The 17859-nt window shown below is 55.7% G+C and carries 18 protein-coding genes; 14 read left to right on the top strand and 4 right to left on the bottom strand.

Annotated features, from left to right (window positions below):
* Together ACR0EO_RS02285 and dusB are read right to left on the bottom strand one after the other, a co-directional pair.
* Positions 1-1068, bottom strand: coding sequence for a two-component system sensor histidine kinase NtrB (locus ACR0EO_RS02285; RefSeq protein ID WP_480686805.1), 1068 nt, complete (start codon positions 1066-1068; stop codon positions 1-3).
* A complete protein-coding gene (dusB, locus tag ACR0EO_RS02280) occupies positions 1065-2048 on the bottom strand; it encodes a tRNA dihydrouridine synthase DusB (RefSeq protein WP_480686804.1) in 984 nt (327 codons plus the stop codon). Before dusB ends, ACR0EO_RS02285 begins: the two co-directional genes overlap by 4 nt.
* Before the next feature lie 185 nt (positions 2049-2233).
* On the opposite strand from dusB, the gene ACR0EO_RS02275 reads away from it, so the two are divergent.
* The 6 genes from ACR0EO_RS02275 (at position 2234) to ACR0EO_RS02250 (ending at position 8175) form a co-directional block, all read left to right on the top strand.
* A complete protein-coding gene (locus ACR0EO_RS02275; RefSeq protein WP_480686803.1) occupies positions 2234-3364 on the top strand; it encodes a bifunctional 2-C-methyl-D-erythritol 4-phosphate cytidylyltransferase/2-C-methyl-D-erythritol 2,4-cyclodiphosphate synthase in 1131 nt (376 codons plus the stop codon).
* A complete protein-coding gene (locus ACR0EO_RS02270; RefSeq protein WP_480686802.1) occupies positions 3361-3858 on the top strand; it encodes a phosphatidylglycerophosphatase A family protein in 498 nt (165 codons plus the stop codon). Before ACR0EO_RS02275 ends, ACR0EO_RS02270 begins: the two co-directional genes overlap by 4 nt.
* Entirely contained in the window at positions 3855-4337 is a 483-nt protein-coding gene (locus ACR0EO_RS02265; protein WP_480686801.1) for a CinA family protein, read from the top strand. The genes ACR0EO_RS02270 and ACR0EO_RS02265 overlap by 4 nt, the downstream gene beginning before the upstream one ends.
* A gap of 145 nt (positions 4338-4482) precedes the next feature.
* On the top strand, positions 4483-5664 hold the full coding sequence (locus ACR0EO_RS02260) for an ammonium transporter (protein WP_480686800.1): 1182 nt from the start codon (positions 4483-4485) through the stop codon (positions 5662-5664).
* A 143-nt stretch (positions 5665-5807) separates the two neighbouring features.
* Positions 5808-6485 carry an orotate phosphoribosyltransferase gene (locus tag ACR0EO_RS02255; RefSeq protein WP_480686799.1) on the top strand — a complete coding sequence of 226 codons (678 nt, stop codon included), beginning with the start codon at positions 5808-5810 and terminating at the stop codon, positions 6483-6485.
* 199 nt (positions 6486-6684) lie between these two features.
* A complete protein-coding gene (locus ACR0EO_RS02250; protein WP_480686798.1) occupies positions 6685-8175 on the top strand; it encodes a replicative DNA helicase in 1491 nt (496 codons plus the stop codon).
* Positions 8176-8178: 3 nt separating this feature from the next.
* On the opposite strand, the gene ACR0EO_RS02245 is transcribed toward ACR0EO_RS02250, so the two are convergent.
* Complete coding sequence (locus ACR0EO_RS02245; RefSeq protein ID WP_480686797.1) at positions 8179-8718, bottom strand: GNAT family N-acetyltransferase; 540 nt, start codon at positions 8716-8718, stop codon at positions 8179-8181.
* A gap of 225 nt (positions 8719-8943) precedes the next feature.
* On the opposite strand from ACR0EO_RS02245, the gene alr reads away from it, so the two are divergent.
* From alr to ACR0EO_RS02230, 3 genes are read left to right on the top strand one after another with little or no spacing between them, the layout of a single operon-like run.
* Positions 8944-9978, top strand: coding sequence for an alanine racemase (gene alr, locus ACR0EO_RS02240; protein ID WP_480686796.1), 1035 nt, complete (start codon positions 8944-8946; stop codon positions 9976-9978).
* Positions 9975-10757 carry an MlaE family ABC transporter permease gene (locus ACR0EO_RS02235; RefSeq protein ID WP_480686795.1) on the top strand — a complete coding sequence of 261 codons (783 nt, stop codon included), beginning with the start codon at positions 9975-9977 and terminating at the stop codon, positions 10755-10757. Before alr ends, ACR0EO_RS02235 begins: the two co-directional genes overlap by 4 nt.
* The gene (locus ACR0EO_RS02230; RefSeq protein WP_480686794.1) at positions 10754-11500 is read left to right on the top strand and encodes an ABC transporter ATP-binding protein; all 747 of its coding nucleotides are present in this window, start codon (positions 10754-10756) and stop codon (positions 11498-11500) included. The genes ACR0EO_RS02235 and ACR0EO_RS02230 overlap by 4 nt, the downstream gene beginning before the upstream one ends.
* Here ACR0EO_RS02230 and ACR0EO_RS02225 read toward each other — a convergent pair.
* Positions 11497-11925, bottom strand: coding sequence for an acyl-CoA thioesterase (locus ACR0EO_RS02225; RefSeq protein ID WP_480686793.1), 429 nt, complete (start codon positions 11923-11925; stop codon positions 11497-11499). The two genes, ACR0EO_RS02230 and ACR0EO_RS02225, sit on opposite strands and share 4 nt — an antisense overlap.
* Positions 11926-12029: 104 nt before the next feature.
* Here ACR0EO_RS02225 and ACR0EO_RS02220 point away from each other — a divergent pair, with 104 nt between their 5' ends.
* The 5 genes from ACR0EO_RS02220 (at position 12030) to purF (ending at position 17698) form a co-directional block, all read left to right on the top strand.
* Positions 12030-12482: a paraquat-inducible protein A gene (locus ACR0EO_RS02220; RefSeq protein WP_480686792.1), complete on the top strand. Its 453-nt coding sequence runs from the start codon at positions 12030-12032 to the stop codon at positions 12480-12482.
* 328 nt (positions 12483-12810) lie between these two features.
* Positions 12811-13413, top strand: coding sequence for a DNA repair protein (locus ACR0EO_RS02215; protein ID WP_480686791.1), 603 nt, complete (start codon positions 12811-12813; stop codon positions 13411-13413).
* Between the two features lie 120 nt (positions 13414-13533).
* Positions 13534-14895 (top strand): DNA repair protein RadA, encoded by a 1362-nt coding sequence (gene radA, locus ACR0EO_RS02210; protein ID WP_420586932.1) that lies wholly within the window; start codon positions 13534-13536, stop codon positions 14893-14895.
* 41 nt (positions 14896-14936) lie between these two features.
* The gene (locus ACR0EO_RS02205; RefSeq protein WP_480686790.1) at positions 14937-15539 is read left to right on the top strand and encodes a CvpA family protein; all 603 of its coding nucleotides are present in this window, start codon (positions 14937-14939) and stop codon (positions 15537-15539) included.
* Positions 15540-16174: 635 nt separating this feature from the next.
* The gene (gene purF / locus ACR0EO_RS02200) at positions 16175-17698 is read left to right on the top strand and encodes an amidophosphoribosyltransferase (protein WP_480686789.1); all 1524 of its coding nucleotides are present in this window, start codon (positions 16175-16177) and stop codon (positions 17696-17698) included.
* Positions 17699-17859: the final 161 nt, after the last annotated feature.

Genomic DNA, 17859 nt, shown 5'->3' with positions numbered 1-17859 from the left:
TTATACTGCGTCGCGCGGTGCCCGCCTGAGGGAAAGGCGAAACACCGTGCGACCCGGAACCGAGTCAGCTGAAATCCAGCCGTTGTGGTCCGATATGATTTTACTGACCAGCGCCAGCCCAAGTCCGGTGCCGTTTTCTTTGCCCGACACGAACGGGTCAAAAATGTCGCTACGTATTTTTTCTGGCAGCCCCGGCCCGTCATCGATGACCTCGATCTGCAAAGGCAGTGAATGCCCAGATCCATCACTGCGCCGCAATCGGAACGAATGCTCGAAGTATGTTCTTAAGCGGATCGTTCCGCCTTTGGGATCAGCGGCTTCCGAAGCATTTTTGAGCAGGTTCAGGATCACCTGCAGGAACTGATCCGGATCTCCATAAGCCAAAGGAAGCGAAGGATCATAATCTTCGATGATCCGCATATGCGCCCCAAACCCAAGAAGAGCTGAACGTCGCGCTCGGTCCAGAACGTCGTGAATGTTCACTGGTTTGAAGTCCGGCAAAGACAGGTTGCCAAACTGCTCTACTTGCTCCAGCAGCTTCACGATGCGGCGACTCTCAGCCACAATTAAATCTGTCAGTTCAAGATCTTGTTGTGAAATATTCATGCTAAGTAGCTGCGCGGCGCCCGTAATACCGGCCAACGGATTCTTGATCTCGTGCGCAAGCATCTCAGCCATTCCAATGGCCGATTGTGCCGCGGACTTCACGGTATTGCCTCGGGTCATTCGCCCAGCCAACTCGCGGGGTGAGATGATCATTATCATCGACCCCGGGTGCCCAACCAAAGGTGCGATCTGCAGTGCGCATTGTAATGGCGCCCTGCTTCCGGAGCCGACGTCCACATCGTTAACGAAAAGCGGTGTACCATGCTCGCGTGCTCGCAAGAATGATTCCTCAAGCGGCGCGTCGACCGCAATCTGATCCCAGACGGGATGCCCCAGAACAGACTTGCGCGAAGCATTTAGAAAGCCCTCGCCCGCAGAGTTCACATCCGAAATCCGATCATCGGCATCAATAATGAACGCAGGAACTGGCAGCGACGTCCAAATGCTCTGATCCGAGGTCATGCTGCCGCCTCCGCATCGCTGACAAGTGCGTCACCCAGCAATCGCAGCACCTCATTCGTATCGCGCGATGTAAGGACGGCGCGACGCAGGGCAGCCGGTGTTCCGGCCTCATCCATGTACCAACCCAAGTGTTTGCGCGCGACGCGTAAACCCAGATCAACACCATAGAAAGTCAGCATCGATTGGTAATGCGCCCGCACCATGTCAATCAGATCGTCGCCTGCAGGAATGTCAGGAGCTTGGGCCCCGTATAAGTCGTGGCAAACTTGGGCCAACAGCCAAGGCTTGCCTTGTGCGCCGCGCCCAATCATTACGCCATCAGCGCCAGATTGATCCAACGCGACCAGCGCCGCCGGAGTATCGACAATGTCTCCGTTGGCGATGACCGGAATCGAGACCGCCTCTTTAACCGCTCGGATCGCAGCCCAGTCCGCATTGCCCTTATAAAACTGACACCGCGTTCGCCCATGAATCGTGACCATACAGATTCCAGCGTCTTGAGCCCGTCGCGCCACTTCCGGAGCATTCAAGAGCTTATCATCCCAGCCCAAACGCGTCTTCAGCGTCACCGGCACGTCCACGGCTGCAACAACTGCTTCTATCAGTGTCAGCGCATGATCTGGTGTTTTTAGTAGGGCCGATCCTGAATACCCGTTGGTCACTTTCTTGGCCGGGCACCCCATGTTGATATCAATGACACGCGCACCGCGATCCGCGACCTGACGTGCGGCTTCTGCCATCCAGTGCGCCTCGCGCCCGGCCAGTTGAACGGCGGTGTTTTCGACATCCGCAGACAGTTCGGCCCGTTCTCGCACCCCCGGTTTGGCCTGAACCATTTCCTGGCTTGCGACCATTTCACTGACAACCATGCCCGCACCAAAGCGCATCACCAGATCACGAAAAGGTCGGTCGGTGATTCCGGCCATCGGAGCCAGCATAACCGGCGGGTTCAGGTCTTTGTCGGCGAGTTGAAGAGTCAACGTGCTTAATCCTTGGGCAGTTGTGGCTTTGATATCGAATTGAGCGCATATGAACAACAAATCGGCGGCCATCAAGCCTGCAAAATCACCACATGCTTAATTTTTAGGCACTATTACGCGGGTGATTGCCTCCGCATTCACCGCGTCCTAAACATTGCCCCCGAACCACCGGAGAAAACGCCCCAATGACCACCGCCGCCATCATTGTCGCTGCAGGACGCGGGTTGCGCGCCGGCGGAGGTCTTCCCAAGCAATGGCGCCCATTGGCCGGGCGCCGTGTTGCGGATTGGACTATCGACCGCTTTCGTGGCCACGTGGACCATATCGTTCTCGTGCTTTCTGAAGATGACGAAGCCGCGTGGGCAGAATTCGAAAACACAGACCTGATTCTTGTCAGAGGCGGCAGTGACAGAGCGGGCTCCGTGCGCAACGGGCTTTCCGCGCTCACGTCTTATGGGGTGAAACATGTGCTCATTCATGATGTCGCTCGACCCTGTGTTGGACTGCAGACCATTCAAAGCGTTTTAGATGCCCTGTTAGAATCCTCTGCGGCCGCGCCGGGGCTCGCTGTAACGGATGCTCTCTGGACCGGTGATGGAACAATCGTAACAGGTACGCAGGATCGCACGGGCCTTTTCGCGGCTCAAACTCCGCAGGGCTTTCACTATGACTCTATCGTCGCCGCTCACAACTCCCACCCAGGTGGTGCGGCGGACGACGTTGAAGTAGCCCGCGCGTCCGGGGTGGACGTGACAATCGTGCCAGGCGATGCGGACAACATCAAAATCACGCGGCCCGAGGATTTCGCTCGGGCGGAACGAATATTAGGAACGGACATGGATGTAAGGCTGGGCAACGGATACGACGTGCATCGATTTGGAGACGGGGATCACGTAATCCTGTGCGGCGTGAAAGTACCACATGACCGCAGCCTTCAGGGCCATTCTGACGCCGATGTAGGAATGCACGCCGTGACCGACGCGATTTACGGCGCGCTGGCGCAGGGCGATATCGGCCAGCATTTCCCACCATCCGATCCGCAGTGGAAAGGCGCAGCCAGCGAGATTTTCCTGCGCCACTCGGTCGAACTGGCACAAGAGATGGGTTACCGAATTTCCAATGTCGATTGCACGCTCGTCTGCGAATACCCAAAGGTAGGCCCTCACGCGTCCGCCATGCGCGAGGAAATGGCGCGGATCATGGGTTTGCGTGCAGATCAGGTGTCGGTCAAGGCAACCACGTCAGAGCGGCTGGGCTTCACTGGGCGAAGTGAGGGCATTGCCTCGCTGGCTACTGCCTGTCTGGTGAAATCATGAGAGCTGCGCGTCTAATCGGAACTGTCTGTGGAGTTGGCTACCTGCGCCCTGCCCCAGGAACATGGGGATCATTGGCCGCCCTTCCTCTTGCCTGGGTATTGCACTCGCTCGGCGGATTTCCATTGCTCGTACTCGCAACAGTTGCTGCATTCATCGGCGGCCTCTGGGCGACACGCGTGATGACTCAGGGCCAGGAAAATCACGATCCGTCCGAGATCGTCATTGATGAAGTGGCTGGCCAGTTCATAGCCCTGTGGGCGATTTCCTACCCATCCTGGGCGCATGGAATTGATATCACTGCCCTCTGGCCCGGTTGGGTAGCTGGGTTTTTGCTGTTCCGCTTATTCGACATTACCAAGCCCGGTCCAGTCGGCTGGGCAGACCGGCGCAATGACCCGATGGGTGTAATGTTAGATGACGTCATCGCCGGTATCCTTGCCGGGATCGGCGTATTGATCCTCGCGGGTATCACTCATGGAGTTCTGGGGCTGTGACCGTTGCCGAGATTCTCGACCGCGCAAGGGAACAAGGCGTGATGATCGCTACAGCAGAAAGCTGCACCGGCGGCATGGTTGCAGTTGCGTTGACGGATATCCCCGGAAGCTCTGATGTGGTCGAGCGCGGTTTTGTTACCTACACCAATACTGCCAAACAGCAGATGCTGGGCGTTGAAGCCAAAACACTAGAGGCCCATGGCGCGGTGTCTGAAGAAGTTGCTTGTGAAATGGCCGAGGGCGCGCTCAAGAACTCAGAAGCCCAGTTGAGCGTTTCAATCACCGGCATCGCTGGCCCCGGCGGGTCGGAATTTAAACCTGAGGGCCGGGTGTGTTTTGGGCTTGCGATAGAAGATGAACCAACCCGCACACAGACGTTGGAATTCGGTGCAATCGGGCGCGACAACGTGCGTTGCGCAGCGAGGGATCACGCGTTGGACCTGCTCTCACAAGGGCTTTCCGCTATCGCACAAAAATAAGGCAAAGCACTTCAATTGATGCCCGATTAGTCACCGGTTAACAAAAAGCCGTCAAAATAGGCGATAAAATCCGCGTCTGCCTCTTTTTTCCACGCCAACTCTCAGCTTCAAGCCCCGCCACGCAAGCTGAAGAGGAGACCGGCCGATGAATGGAGCCGACACCGCCTGGATCATAGTGGCAACCGCACTGGTCCTATTCATGACATTGCCGGGTCTGTCCCTGTTTTACGGCGGCCTCGTGCGTGCACGGAACGTACTAAGCGTTTTCATGCACTGCTTTAGTATAGCCTGTCTGATGAGCGTCCTGTGGCTGGTCGCGGGTTACTCTATCGCCTTTGGTGACGGTGGCTCGGGTCTATGGGGTGGTTTGGGCAAAGCGTTCCTGAACGGTGTGGATGCTGACAGCCTGTCAGGCACCCTGCCCGAGATTCTCTTCTTTGCCTTCCAGATGACCTTTGCGATCATTACGCCAGCACTGATCGTTGGCGCCTATGTTGAACGCGTCGGGTTTGGCTTTGTCCTCACCTTTTCGGCCCTTTGGATGCTTTTGTGCTATGCGCCGGTTGTTCATTGGATCTGGGGTGGTGGCATTCTGACCGATGGCGGCATTCTAGGTGAGATCGGCGTCCGCGACTTTGCAGGTGGCATTGTGGTGCACGAAACAGCTGGTCTGGCCGCGCTCATCATTGCCGTAGTCCTTGGACCCCGCCGTAATCGCACGACGCCACCGCACAACCCCGGCTATGTGATGATTGGTGCCGCGATGCTGTGGGTCGGTTGGTTTGGTTTCAACGGAGGCTCTCAGTTGGCTGCCGATGGTGGCGCCGCCATGGCGATGACCGTGACGCATATCTCTGCCGCAACGGCATCGCTGACATGGGCCCTGTACGAGCGCATCAAATACGGCAAAGCGTCCATGGTTGGTCTGGTCACCGGCACAATCGCAGGATTGGCCTCGATAACTCCGGCTTCGGGTTACGTTGATCCGGTACAAGCGCTGATAATCGGCGCAGTTGCGGGCGTCCTGTGCCAAGAAGCGGTGAACGTTATCCGCAACGTCCTGAAAATCGACGATACGCTGGATGTTTTCGCAGTTCACGGTGTCGGCGGAATTTTTGGCACCATCATGATTGCCGCTTTCGGCCTGGGTACTTGGACTGCGCAGCTGGGTGGGCTGGTTATCGTGGGTGTCTTTACGTCAGTTGTCACATTTGTGTTGATCAAGGCGGTTGCACTTGTGACCCCGCTTCGCGTAGACGCCGATACCGAAACAAACGGGCTCGATCTGTCGGTACACGGCGAGCGCGCCTATGATATGAGCAGCTAAGCCCACCTTGGCTGCTATGCGCCCGCAAGGGCCAAAGCGGACCCTACTACGGGGTCCGCTTTTCTTTTCGCGCTAACCTCTCGACTCTGGGTCAAGGGTCGGGCTATCAGCCCGCAACGTCATTTCAGCCCAGAGGTACCGTCATGATCCCCAGTTCATTCCCCGACAGCACAGAAATCGCCCGCCTGACTGCGCGGATGCTGCTGGAGATCAAAGCCGTCCACTTTAACGCGCGTGAGCCGTTCACTCTGGCCAGTGGTTTGCCTAGCCCAACCTATATCGACTGCCGCAAGCTGATCTCTTATCCGCGCATCCGCTCAACGTTGATGGATTTCCTGACGGTCACTGTAATGCGTGATGCGGGTTTTGAGGCGTTTGACAACATCGCAGGTGGCGAGACTGCTGGTATCCCTTTTGCAGCTATGGTCGCTGAGCGCATGGCGCTGCCGATGACATATGTGCGCAAGAAACCCAAGGGCTATGGTCGCAACGCTCGCATCGAAGGCGCAATGACAGAAGGTGAGCGCGTTTTGCTGGTCGAGGATCTGACCACAGATGGCGGATCGAAACTTTCGTTTGTGGATGCGATCCGCGAAACGGGTGCGACCTGTGGGCACACTGCCGTGATTTTCTACTACGGCATCTTCCCCGAAACCGAGAAAACGCTGGGCGACCACGGCGTGCAGCTACATCACCTTTGCACGTGGTGGGATGTACTGGCCGAAGCCAAATCGCAGAAAGCTTTTGATCAGGAAACACTGGATGGCGTGGAGGCGTTTTTGAACGATCCGCGCGGTTGGCAGGCAGCTCGCAAGAACTGACGTCACGAAACTGTTTCCCAATCAGAAACACTGAGCGCCTGCGAGACACTTCTCGCACAATATGTTGACGCCTTGCACCATTGTACTTCAATATAGTGGGTGGGCGAGATATGCACAGAATATCCCCAGAAACATACAATTTGCCCCGACTCGACGGGCTAAGTTATGGACTATTCCCACGGGGATGGTGAGAGCAGCAATGAACGAGATAAGCAGTATCGAGCAGGCAGCGGCACAGATTCAGAATGCCGAAACCATGCCCCATTCTATTGAGGCCGAGCAGCAGCTTTTGGGCGCGATTCTGACGAACAACGATTTGTATGACAGGGTCGCCTCAATCATCGGAGCCGAGCATTTCTATGACCCGGTCCATGCACGTATCTACGAGGTTGCAGCCAATCGCATCGCTAAGAATGCGTTGGCTTCGCCCGTTACACTGAAATCCTTTATGGCCGAAGACGAGGGCCTGAAGGAACTGGGTGGCCCCGCTTACCTGGTTAAACTTGCAGGCGCTTCTATCAGTGCTTTCGCGGTGCATGACTACGCCCAGATGATCTATGACCTCGCGATCCGGAGAGAGTTGATCCGACTAGGTCGGGACATCTCGGACAAGGCTGCCCGGGTCGATGTCAGCAGTGAACCAAAAGAACAAATCGTCGAGGCCGAGCAACAACTCTACCAGCTTTCCGAGCAGGGCCAGACCGAACAGGGATTTCAATCCTTCCTCAAGGCGGTCACAGAAGCCGTCAACGTCACCAACGAAGCGTACCAGCGCGGTGGTGGCATGGCGGGAATTTCCACCGGTCTGGCCGACCTCGATAAGCAACTTGGGGGCTTGCACCCTTCCGACCTTATCATTCTCGCCGGTCGTCCCTCGATGGGCAAAACCTCATTGGCGACCAACGTGGCGTTCAACGTGGCCAAAGCCTACAAGCGCGGGGTCAAATCTGATGGCAGCGAAGGCGCGGTTGACGGTGGTGTCGTAGGGTTCTTCTCGCTGGAGATGAGCGCCGAGCAGCTTGCCGGTCGTGTTCTGGCTGAGGCATCTGAGATTTCCAGCCACAAGATCCGCCAAGGCGATATGACTGAGGCCGAGTTCCGTCGTTTTGTGGACGCCGCGAAAGAGCTTGAGGCTTGCCCCCTGTTCATTGACGACACCCCGGCCCTGCCAATCTCGCAACTTGCTGCCCGCGCGCGGCGGCTGAAGCGGACACATGGTTTGGACCTGTTGGTCATCGACTACCTTCAGCTCTGCCGCGGCATGTCCGACAACCGAGTCAACGAGATTGCTGAGATTTCGATGGGCATGAAGGCAATCGCCAAAGAACTGAACATCCCGGTAATCGCCCTCTCACAGCTGAGCCGTCAGGTCGAAAGCCGAGACGACAAACGCCCACAGCTGTCTGACCTTCGGGAATCAGGCTCGATCGAACAGGATGCCGACGTCGTGATGTTCGTTTTCCGCGAGGAATACTACAAAGAGCGCGAAAAGCCCGGTGATCACGAACTGGAAAAGATGGAAGAGTGGAAGCAAGCCATGGAACGCTTGCACGCTAAGGCCGAAGTCATCGTCGGCAAACAGCGTCACGGCCCCATCGGCACAGTTGAATTGTCGTTCGAGGCCCAATTCACACGCTTTGGAAACCTGGTCAAACCCTGGCAGCAGGACGGTCAGATCGAAGGCTACTGACCCTCACCAGAGTTCGGGTCTATTAAATGCACTGACACAGTGCGACGGACCCGAAATCGGTGAACCAGCATCATTCAGGAACTGCCCCAACCACCCATGTGGCATACTCAACGGTAGTGGTGGCTGGGCAATGTCTTCTGTGATGGGGGCAAAGCCAGACTTACCGTAATAGGCCGGATCACCGTATGTAACAGTGAAATCCACACCTTGCTCGCGTAACTCTCCCAACCCAAATGCAATGAGTTTTTGGCCAATGCCTGATCTTTGACGGTTTGTCCGCACAGCTACTGGTGACATAAGAAAAACTTGGCGCGGATCCTGATCATATCGAAGACGCGAGTAGAGAATACACCCGGCCACGACGTCATTGTCTAAAGCCAAAACGCCCTTCAAATCACCCTGCTCCGTCGTATCCAACAGGTCACTTACCAATGAACCGATGGCCTTACCTTCGTCCTCGCCCTCGGACGCAGCAAACACTTCACGAAAAAATCGGGGAAGTTCGGGTGCCCGCGCACTAAAGTCAGCAGTCATTTCTAACATCTCAGGCCCTCATCATCATGCCGTGAACGGCTCGTTTTCACGCTGGATCATCTCCAATTGATCACAGGACAAACACAAAGACGAGACTTCCTCAGACACGGAGAAGCGCTTTTTCCTCCAATACGTTGTCTCACCGGCCATAAGCCGCGCAAGATCGACGCGATCTGCACAAGAATTGGCGTGTACCCCCTTGACCTGCCGCGATCCAATGTCATGAACAGCACCATGAGTACCGCACGTTTGACGATCAATCTTCAGGCGCTGGCCAGCAATTGGCGGGCGCTCAATGCGAAAACGGATGTCGAGACCGGCGCCGTGGTCAAAGCAGACGCCTACGGCCTTGGGGCTGGTCCGGTTTCTGCGGCCCTGGCCGAGGAAGGCGTTCGCAAGTTTTTTGTTGCCGCTGCCGAAGAAGGCATCGCCGTGCGAGCGGCCATCGGGCCCGGTCCGATGATCTGTGTTTTCTCGGGCCACATGGAAAGCGATACCGAGTTACTGCGCGACCACGATCTAACGCCTTTGATCAACTCGCCCCAACAATTCGCGCGCCATCTACAGGCACTGCCTGATCGGCCCTTTGGAATTCAGTTGGACAGCGGAATGAACCGGCTGGGGCTTGAACCCGCCGATTGGGCCGAGTTGCGTCCAAAGGCCGAAGCGTTGAACCCCGTCGTAGTGATGTCGCATCTGGCATGCGCAGATGAACCAGATCACCCGATGAATCGCCAACAGCTGAATACATTCCGCGAGATTACAGACGGTGTTTCAGCCCCTCGATCTCTGGCCGCAACCGGCGGAACACTCCTTGGGCCCGAGTTCCACTTCGATTTCTGCCGCCCCGGAGTCGGCTTATATGGCGGAATGCCGTTTGCAGGCGCAAAACCGGTAGTAACCGTTGACCTGCCCGTCATTCAGGTTCGCCCGGTCGAGGTTGGAGAAACCGTCGGCTACGGCAATAGTTGGGTCGCACGTCGCCCTTCGCGGATCGCGACTGTAGCCGCCGGTTACGCCGACGGTCTGCACCGCGCAATCGGCGGAGGGATCGATACCTTTTCCGGGGACCAACCCTGCCCGGTCGTTGGCCGTATCTCTATGGACCTGATCACTGTCGACGTAACAGACCTGCCGGAAGACCCCGAGCGCCTGCGAATACTGAACGGTCACCAGACAGTTGATGATCTGGCCGAAGCAGCTGGCACAATAGGCTATGAAATCCTGACTTCGCTGGGCAGTCGCTATTCCCGAGGCTACGTGGAATGAACCCTTTGAACCTGTTGGGAGGACTAGGTCGCGCGGTACTGTCGCTACTTGCCACTTTTGGCAAGGTAGCAATGTTTGCGCTGGACGCGATCTCACACATTTTTCGCCCGCCCTTTTATCCGCGTGAGTTTATCGTTGCGTTGATGAATATCGGTTGGCTGTCCCTTCCGGTTGTCGGCCTGACCGCCATTTTCACTGGCGGTGCCTTGGCCCTTCAAATCTACGCTGGCGGCGCCCGCTTCAACGCCGAAGCGGTTGTGCCTCAGATCGTAGCAATCGGTATGGTCCGAGAACTTGGACCTGTTCTTGTCGGCCTGATGATCGCCGCGCGCGTGACCTCGTCCATTGCGGCCGAGATCGCCACGATGAAAGTCACTGAGCAGATCGATGCCTTGGTCACTCTTTCGACCCATCCTATGAAATACCTAACCGCCCCACGCGTTTTGGCTGCCTTGATCACCGTTCCTCTGCTGGTTGGGATAGGCGACATCATCGGTATTGCAGGCGGCTATGTCGTCGCGACTCAGAACCTAGGCTTCAACCCGGCGACCTACTTGCAGAACACGGTCAACTTCCTTGAGACGCGGGACATCGTTTCCTCTCTGATCAAAGGTGCTGCATTTGGCCTGATCGCAGCGATTATGGGTTGCTACTACGGCATGGACTCAGGCCGTGGCGCACAGGGTGTCGGGCGCGCAACCAAATCATCGGTCGAATCTGCCGCCATCATGATTCTGGCCGCCAACTTCATTCTGACAGGGGTGTTCTTCTCGCTATGATCCGGATGGAGAACGTACATAAAACCTTTGGCGACAATCAGGTTCTGAAAGGCATGAGCCTTGAGATCCCCAAAGGCACTTCGATGGTTATCATTGGCGGCTCGGGTACCGGGAAGTCAGTGGCTCTGAAATGTATTCTTGGCCTGATCAAACCCGATAGCGGTATGATCTATGTGGACGGCAAAGACGCAACCAAAGGCGACCGTGACAAGTTTCTGGCCCGCTTCGGGATGTTGTTTCAGGGTGCGGCTTTGTTTGACTCCCTACCCGTCTGGCAAAATGTTTCCTTCCGCCTTTTGCGCGGCCCGCTGAAACGCCCGGCCGAATACGCGCGTGAGATCGCAATCGAGAAGTTGCGTCGTGTGGGCCTGAAATCCGACGTGGCCGACCGGTTTCCGTCCGAGCTTTCGGGCGGGATGCAGAAACGCGTGGGCCTTGCCCGCGCCATCGCCGCCGAGCCCGAAATCATCTTCTTTGACGAACCCACGACCGGCCTCGATCCGATCATGTCCGGCGTCATCAACGACCTGATCCGCGAGATCGTGACCGAGATGGGCGCCACCGCGATGACCATCACCCACGACATGAGTTCCGTCCGCGCGATTGCCGACAATGTGGCGATGCTGCACGGGGGCGTGATCCAGTGGACTGGTCCGGTGAGCCAGATGGATGCCTCGGGTGATCCCTATGTCGAGCAATTCATCAGCGGAAGTGCGGAAGGACCTATTGAGGCGGTACGTTAAACTTCCTCACTCACCAGCCAGTTTTTCGCGCTTGCGACGACCTCATCTGGAAGCAATTCGGCCTTTCGAGTTTCGAGATTTAACAAAACGCATTTGAACACGGTTGAGAAAACAATTTTCCTGTCGGGAGAGCGCAGCAAACTGTGTCGGAAGGTGATAGACTTCCCACCTATTTCTAGTACCTCACTCTCCATCTGAATAGCCTCCCCCGCACGAAGTTCGGCAAGGAAGTTACTCTCTGCGTTTACTACCACAAATGATACTTTTCGCCCAGAACGCATGTCTTCAGCGGTCAAGCCCATCTCTGATTGAAGGGCAAACACCGAATCTGAGCAAGCCGAAAAGTAATGCGAGACATTCATATGCCCCAAGAAATCACAGTCCGAAGGATCAACAATTGACTTGAAAGCCACAAAAGCTGGCATCCGACCTCTCCCCACTGACAAAAAAGAGTTTGAATTCTTGAACTAAGCTAACACATTACTGAAACGCGTCGCCCGACCGGCGGCAAACACCCAAAAAAGTTCAAATGACCCTTCGCCTCGCCACCCTCTCCCTCTTGATCCTTTACCCCATCGCGTGGTTCGCCCCACTGATGCGTGCGGGGCTGCTGCCGATTTTCGGCCTCAGCGAAATCAGTGTTATCACCGGCCTGCAGTCGCTATGGAAATCCGACGTCTTCCTGGCGCTGATTGTTACCGTCTTTGCTCTCTTTGCGCCCTATATAAAAACAATTGGCACCGCCTTGATCCAATGGGACCTGCTGGATGAGCGTGTTCAACCCGCGCTGAACGTCCTCGGCAAACTCGCCATGGCTGACATATTTCTGATCGCGCTTTATATCACACTGGCCAAGGGCATCTCTTACGCGACCATTGAAACAGCGTGGGGTCTGTACCTGTTTACAGCCTGTATTCTAGCCTCGATTGCACTGGGCCTCGTTACGGAAATGACACGCCGCTCACGAAATCCTCAGAATTGATTGATTGAAAACATTTATCTGAGTATCATCTTCATATTTCGAGCAGTCACAATTTGTAGTTTTCGGATCCGTAGCGGATCTTATCGTGTGTTTGATTGTCCTCCGCTTGGGTCCGGTGTGTTCCGGTTTCAAAAGGAGTTCGTCGATCATGACAGCCCTCCACAACATGACATTGCAATTTCAGAATGTCTTTCTACGGCTGACTTTTTTTCTCATATGCGGAGCCGCATTATTCTCCGTCACAGCAACCCTCTTATCGGCCCTTGGGGTATTACCGTGGCTATCAATGCAAGCTGGATTCGGCGACGGCCCGGTGACAGATGCAGGAATGTTTATTCAAATCGGTTTGACTGTGCTGATTCTTATGCTGGCGTTTTATCTGCCTGCTAATGCCCGAATGATGGCGCTTGAGAACAACCATCGAAAGTTCGCGCTGAACATGCACGATATCTCTGCCGCCTATCAGACGGCCCATGCTGCGGATCGCGGCGGGCTGTTCATGATGTCATCCGAGTTCGACGCGGTAAAAGAGCGGATGGCCTTTTTGCGCCAGCATCCCGGTTTGCAATCGCTGGAACCCGAAATCTTGGAACTGGCTGCACAGATGAGCCAAATCAGCCACGAACTGGCCGAGACGTATGGGGATGCCAAGGTTTCTCGTGCGCGGATGTTCCTGCAACAGCGTCAGGAAGAAATCGAACAATTCCAAAAGAGGATCGAAGACGCTCAAACTATTCAGCATGAGTTACGGCAATGGACCCAAGATATTGAGATGGAGGAATCCATCGCCAAATCTCAATTGAGCCGCCTTCGCGACGAACTGTTCGAACTCTTGCCCGAATTGTCGGCCCAACTGCAGCCCCCAACGGATGAGCGCAAGTCTAAGCCATCCCGTGTCGTTGCGATGTCGCCGCCCCGCGCTGCGGAATAGGTGCACCAGCACCCGCCGTGGACGACGGCCCACTAGGCCCGAGGACACGGCCCATCGTCGTAAGAGATGAAAGCCCAGCAAGGGCTTGAAGAGACGCCCATCCTCGGGCACCAAGGCTGCATGGCAAAGACGACTTTCTCCTGCTCGGCCTGTGGCGCGTCGCATTCGCGCTGGTCCGGGCGATGTGACGCATGCGGTGAATGGAACACAATCACGCAGGACGTCCCTCTTTCAGCTGGTCCCGCGAAAAAATCCCTCGGTGGAAAACGCGGCCAGTCCATCGCACTCACGGACCTCTCCACCGAGGAAACTCCTCCACCCCGCACGCTCTGCGGAGTTGAGGAGCTTGATCGCGTGCTGGGCGGCGGCCTTGTCCCCGCCTCGGCCCTGCTGGTGGGCGGAGACCCGGGCATTGGTAAATCAACGCTGCTATTACAGGCGGCGGCTCGGTTTTCGCGAGCCGGAGTCAAAACCATTTACGTTTCAGGCGAAGAAGCCAGCGCTCAGGTTCGTATGCGTGCAAGGCGTCTGGGCCTGGAAGATGCACCAGTTCAACTGGCAGCCGAAACCAACCTGCGCAATATTCTGACGACACTTGAGGCCGAAAAACCGGGCCTTGCGATCATCGACTCGATCCAAACCATGTGGGCCGACAATGTGGACAGCGCCCCAGGGTCCGTGTCACAAGTCCGTGCCGCTGCGCATGAATTGACAACGTTTGCGAAACGACACGGTGTTTCGATTGTTATGGTCGGGCATGTCACTAAAGAAGGCCAAATAGCTGGCCCTCGTGTGGTCGAGCATATGGTCGACACCGTGCTCTATTTCGAGGGCGAACGCGGCCATCAGTTCCGCATTCTGCGTGCTGTGAAAAACCGCTTTGGCCCAGCGGATGAGATCGGCGTGTTCGAAATGACCGGTAAAGGGTTGGCACAGGTTACTAATCCATCGGCACTGTTTCTGTCCGAACGTGGCACTCCCAGCCCGGGTTCTGCGGTGTTCGCCGGTATCGAGGGCACCCGTCCTGTGCTGGTAGAATTGCAGGCACTGGTTGCCCCATCACCTCATTCACAGCCTCGCCGAACAGTTGTCGGGTGGGATAGCGGACGGCTAGCGATGATCCTCGCCGTGCTAGAAGCGCGCTGCGGAATCCCTTTTGCGGGCCTCGACGTCTATCTGAACGTCGCCGGAGGCCTGAAGGTCAGCGAACCCGCAGCTGACCTTGCGGTAGCTGCTGCCCTGCTTAGTGCCCGAGAAGACACAGCCCTGCCTGCAGATACCGTTGTTTTCGGAGAAATCTCGTTATCAGGGGCACTTAGACCTGCTCCTCAAACCGAAAATAGGTTGAAAGAAGCCCAAAAACTTGGTTTCACATCGGCAATCGCTCCGGCGGGCGGTAAAACCGGCACTGTGGCAGGTCTGACACTCACCCGACCCTCTGATTTAGTTGGGTTTGTTGGCGAAACCTTCGGAGCAGGTTAAGATAACGCCTTGAGGGGCAGAAAAAATTACGGGCGAGGGCCATGGAAGGTTTTACAATAATTGACGGGGTCGTTGCCCTGATCATCGTCGTGTCAGGTCTGCTGGCCTATTCTCGCGGCTTTTTACGAGAGGTTCTGGCAATTGCAGGCTGGGTCGCAGCCGCTGTTCTTGCCTTTATCTTTGCACCGCAGGCCGTGCCGCTGGTGAAAGAAATCCCAGTCGTCGGTGATTTCCTGCGCGACAGTTGTGAACTGTCAGTCATCACCGGCTTTGCTGCGGTCTTTGCAATTGCACTGATCGTAGTCAGCATATTCACGCCACTGTTCTCATCACTTGTTCAGCGTTCAGCGTTGGGCGGTTTGGACCAAGCCTTGGGTTTCTTCTTTGGTATTGCCCGTGGCATCCTGTTGGTCGCAATCGCCTTCTTCGTCTATGACACGGTAATGACCGGCCAGTCTTATACAATCGTCGACGAAAGTCGTTCGGCCAAAGTATTCGAACAATTCAGCGACCGGATCGAAGAGCAAAACCCTGAACAAGCTCTTGGCTGGGTTACTCAGCAATACGAGGAACTTGTTGGAAGCTGTGCAGCCGGAACTGAACCGACCACCGAAGAGCCGGCAACAGAAGCCACAACAGAATAAAGAAAAATGCCCGGCTCAGACCGGGCATTTTTTTAAGATCTTGCGCTGATCTCTCAGATCAGATCCAACCTTCGCCTGCACATACTGTGCACCGAAGGCTTTTCAAGCCAACACAGCCATCACAACGACTGAAGATAGGCTTTCCAAAAATATCGCGGCTTTTGATGACTTCGCCGGCCCCGTTGCAAATCTGGCAAGGCGCACGCCCCATTCCCCGACAGCGGTGACACCGACGCTTTGCTGGTTCTTCCTTTTTAATTCCCTGCTTGTGTTGCCACATGGCTGCCTTCCAATCGAAACGTCGACATTAAAATCTAATTGGCAGACATGACAGCACAAGCCCGGGACTGTGTCACGTTTTGATGCAGTCAGAGCCCTATTTCCACGACACACGAACAGGAATTGTGATCCTTTGATGACACAAGCATCGTTAGGCATTATGTGAGTGCCGAACTGACATGGAATCGGAGCTGCCGATCTTGCTGTATCTGTTTTCTATCGCGCGTGTCTCAGAGGCAATTGCGCGTCCGTGCCGCCGATGTGCTGGCCGTGAACCCGCACAGATACAGCTTAGCAGTACTTCCATGCCGAAACGCTTATCAACGTAAGAACGTCATAGAAATTGGAGCCCGTACATGTGTGGGATTTTGGGGATCGCAAGCAGGACGCATGATGTCTTTGCGGAAATCTATGACGGGCTGCTGATGCTGCAGCACCGGGGCCAGGATGCCTCGGGTATCGTCACCTATAACGGCGAGTTTTTCCGCGAGAAAAAAGCCAACGGCCTGGTAAAGGACGTTTTCAACGCACAAGACGCGGAAACCTTGTTGGGTAAGGTTGGCATGGGCCATGTCCGCTATCCGACGGCTGGGTCTCTCAGCGCCTCCGAAGCCCAGCCGTTTTTTGTAAACGCGCCTTACGGCATTTACCTCGTCCATAATGGCAACATCACAAACACCGCCGAACAACGCGAAAAGGTGACTGCCAAGTACAGCCGCCACCTGCGCACTACATCGGATTCAGAAATCCTGCTGAACGTACTGGCCGACAAAGTCGCCGATGCAATTAAGGTGAACGGAAATGGTGAACCCATCCGCAACCTCTTTGCAGGCGTGAAAATGACGATGGAGCGTGTTCAGGGCGCTTACTCAGTGATCTGCTTGGTCGCTGGGGTTGGGATGCTGGCCTTCCGCGATCCTTATGGGATTCGCCCCCTTTCTGTCGCCAAACGTGAGGTGGATGGTGAAGGCGACGACTACGCCTTTGCTTCAGAAGACGTGGCCTTTGGCATCAACGGGTTTGAAAAACTGCGCGACGTCAAACCAGGCGAAGCGATCTTGATTGATCTGGATGGTAACATGCACACCTTCCAGGCCGTCGAAGGCCAGTTGACACCGTGCATCTTTGAATACGTCTACTTGGCACGCCCGGATTCATTGCTGGATGGCGTATCGGTCTACAAAACCCAGATGCGCATGGGGCAGACACTCGCCCGCCAGATCGAAGCCGCTGGCCTTGAAATTGACCGCATCATCCCGGTTCCCGACAGTGCCCGCCCGGTCGCGCTTGAAGTCGCAAAGGCCACCGGCATCCCATACCGCGAAGGCCTCGTTAAAAACCGCTATGTTGGCCGCACTTTCATTATGCCGGGTCAGGAAGAACGACAGAAATCCGTGCGCCGCAAACTGAATGCCGTTCCGCTGGAGTTCAAGGATCAGAACGTTCTGCTGATCGATGACTCGATCGTACGCGGCAACACGATCAAGAAGATCGTCCAGATGTGTCGTGAAGCCGGTGCTAAGAAAGTCTACATCGCCAGTGCCTCTCCTCCGGTGAAGTTTCCCAACGTCTATGGCATCGACATGCCGACCAAGCACGAACTGGTCGCCAATGGCAAAGAGATCGAAGAGATCAGGCAGGAGCTGGGCGCGGATGCCCTCTTCTACCAAAACCTCGAAGATCTCATCTGGGCTGCCCAGGAAGGCAACCCTGAAATCAAGGCCTTTGATTGCTCCTGCTTTGACGGCAACTACATCACTGGCAGCGTCAGCGATGACTATCTGGACAGCTTGGAAAACAGCAGCCGTGTCAGCAAAAAGCGTGCCGACATGCAGGTTCCTGGCGGCTCTTGGAACGGCGCGAAATTGGCTTCGGGATAAGCCGTCAGCCGAATCAACTATGTTTTAGGCCCGCTTCACTTTGGTGATGCGGGCCTTTTTCTGAGCGACTTTCTGACCTGATGGGTGGAAATTCGCGCACAACCTTTCGATGAAGAAAACGTAATCGCAAGGGCTTCTGCGAAGGTGATCAAATCGCTGCT

The organism is Ruegeria sp. BE9 (assembly GCF_056538765.1).
The sequence above is the reverse complement of the archived record's forward strand: the minus strand, read 5'-3'. Positions and strand labels throughout refer to the sequence as shown.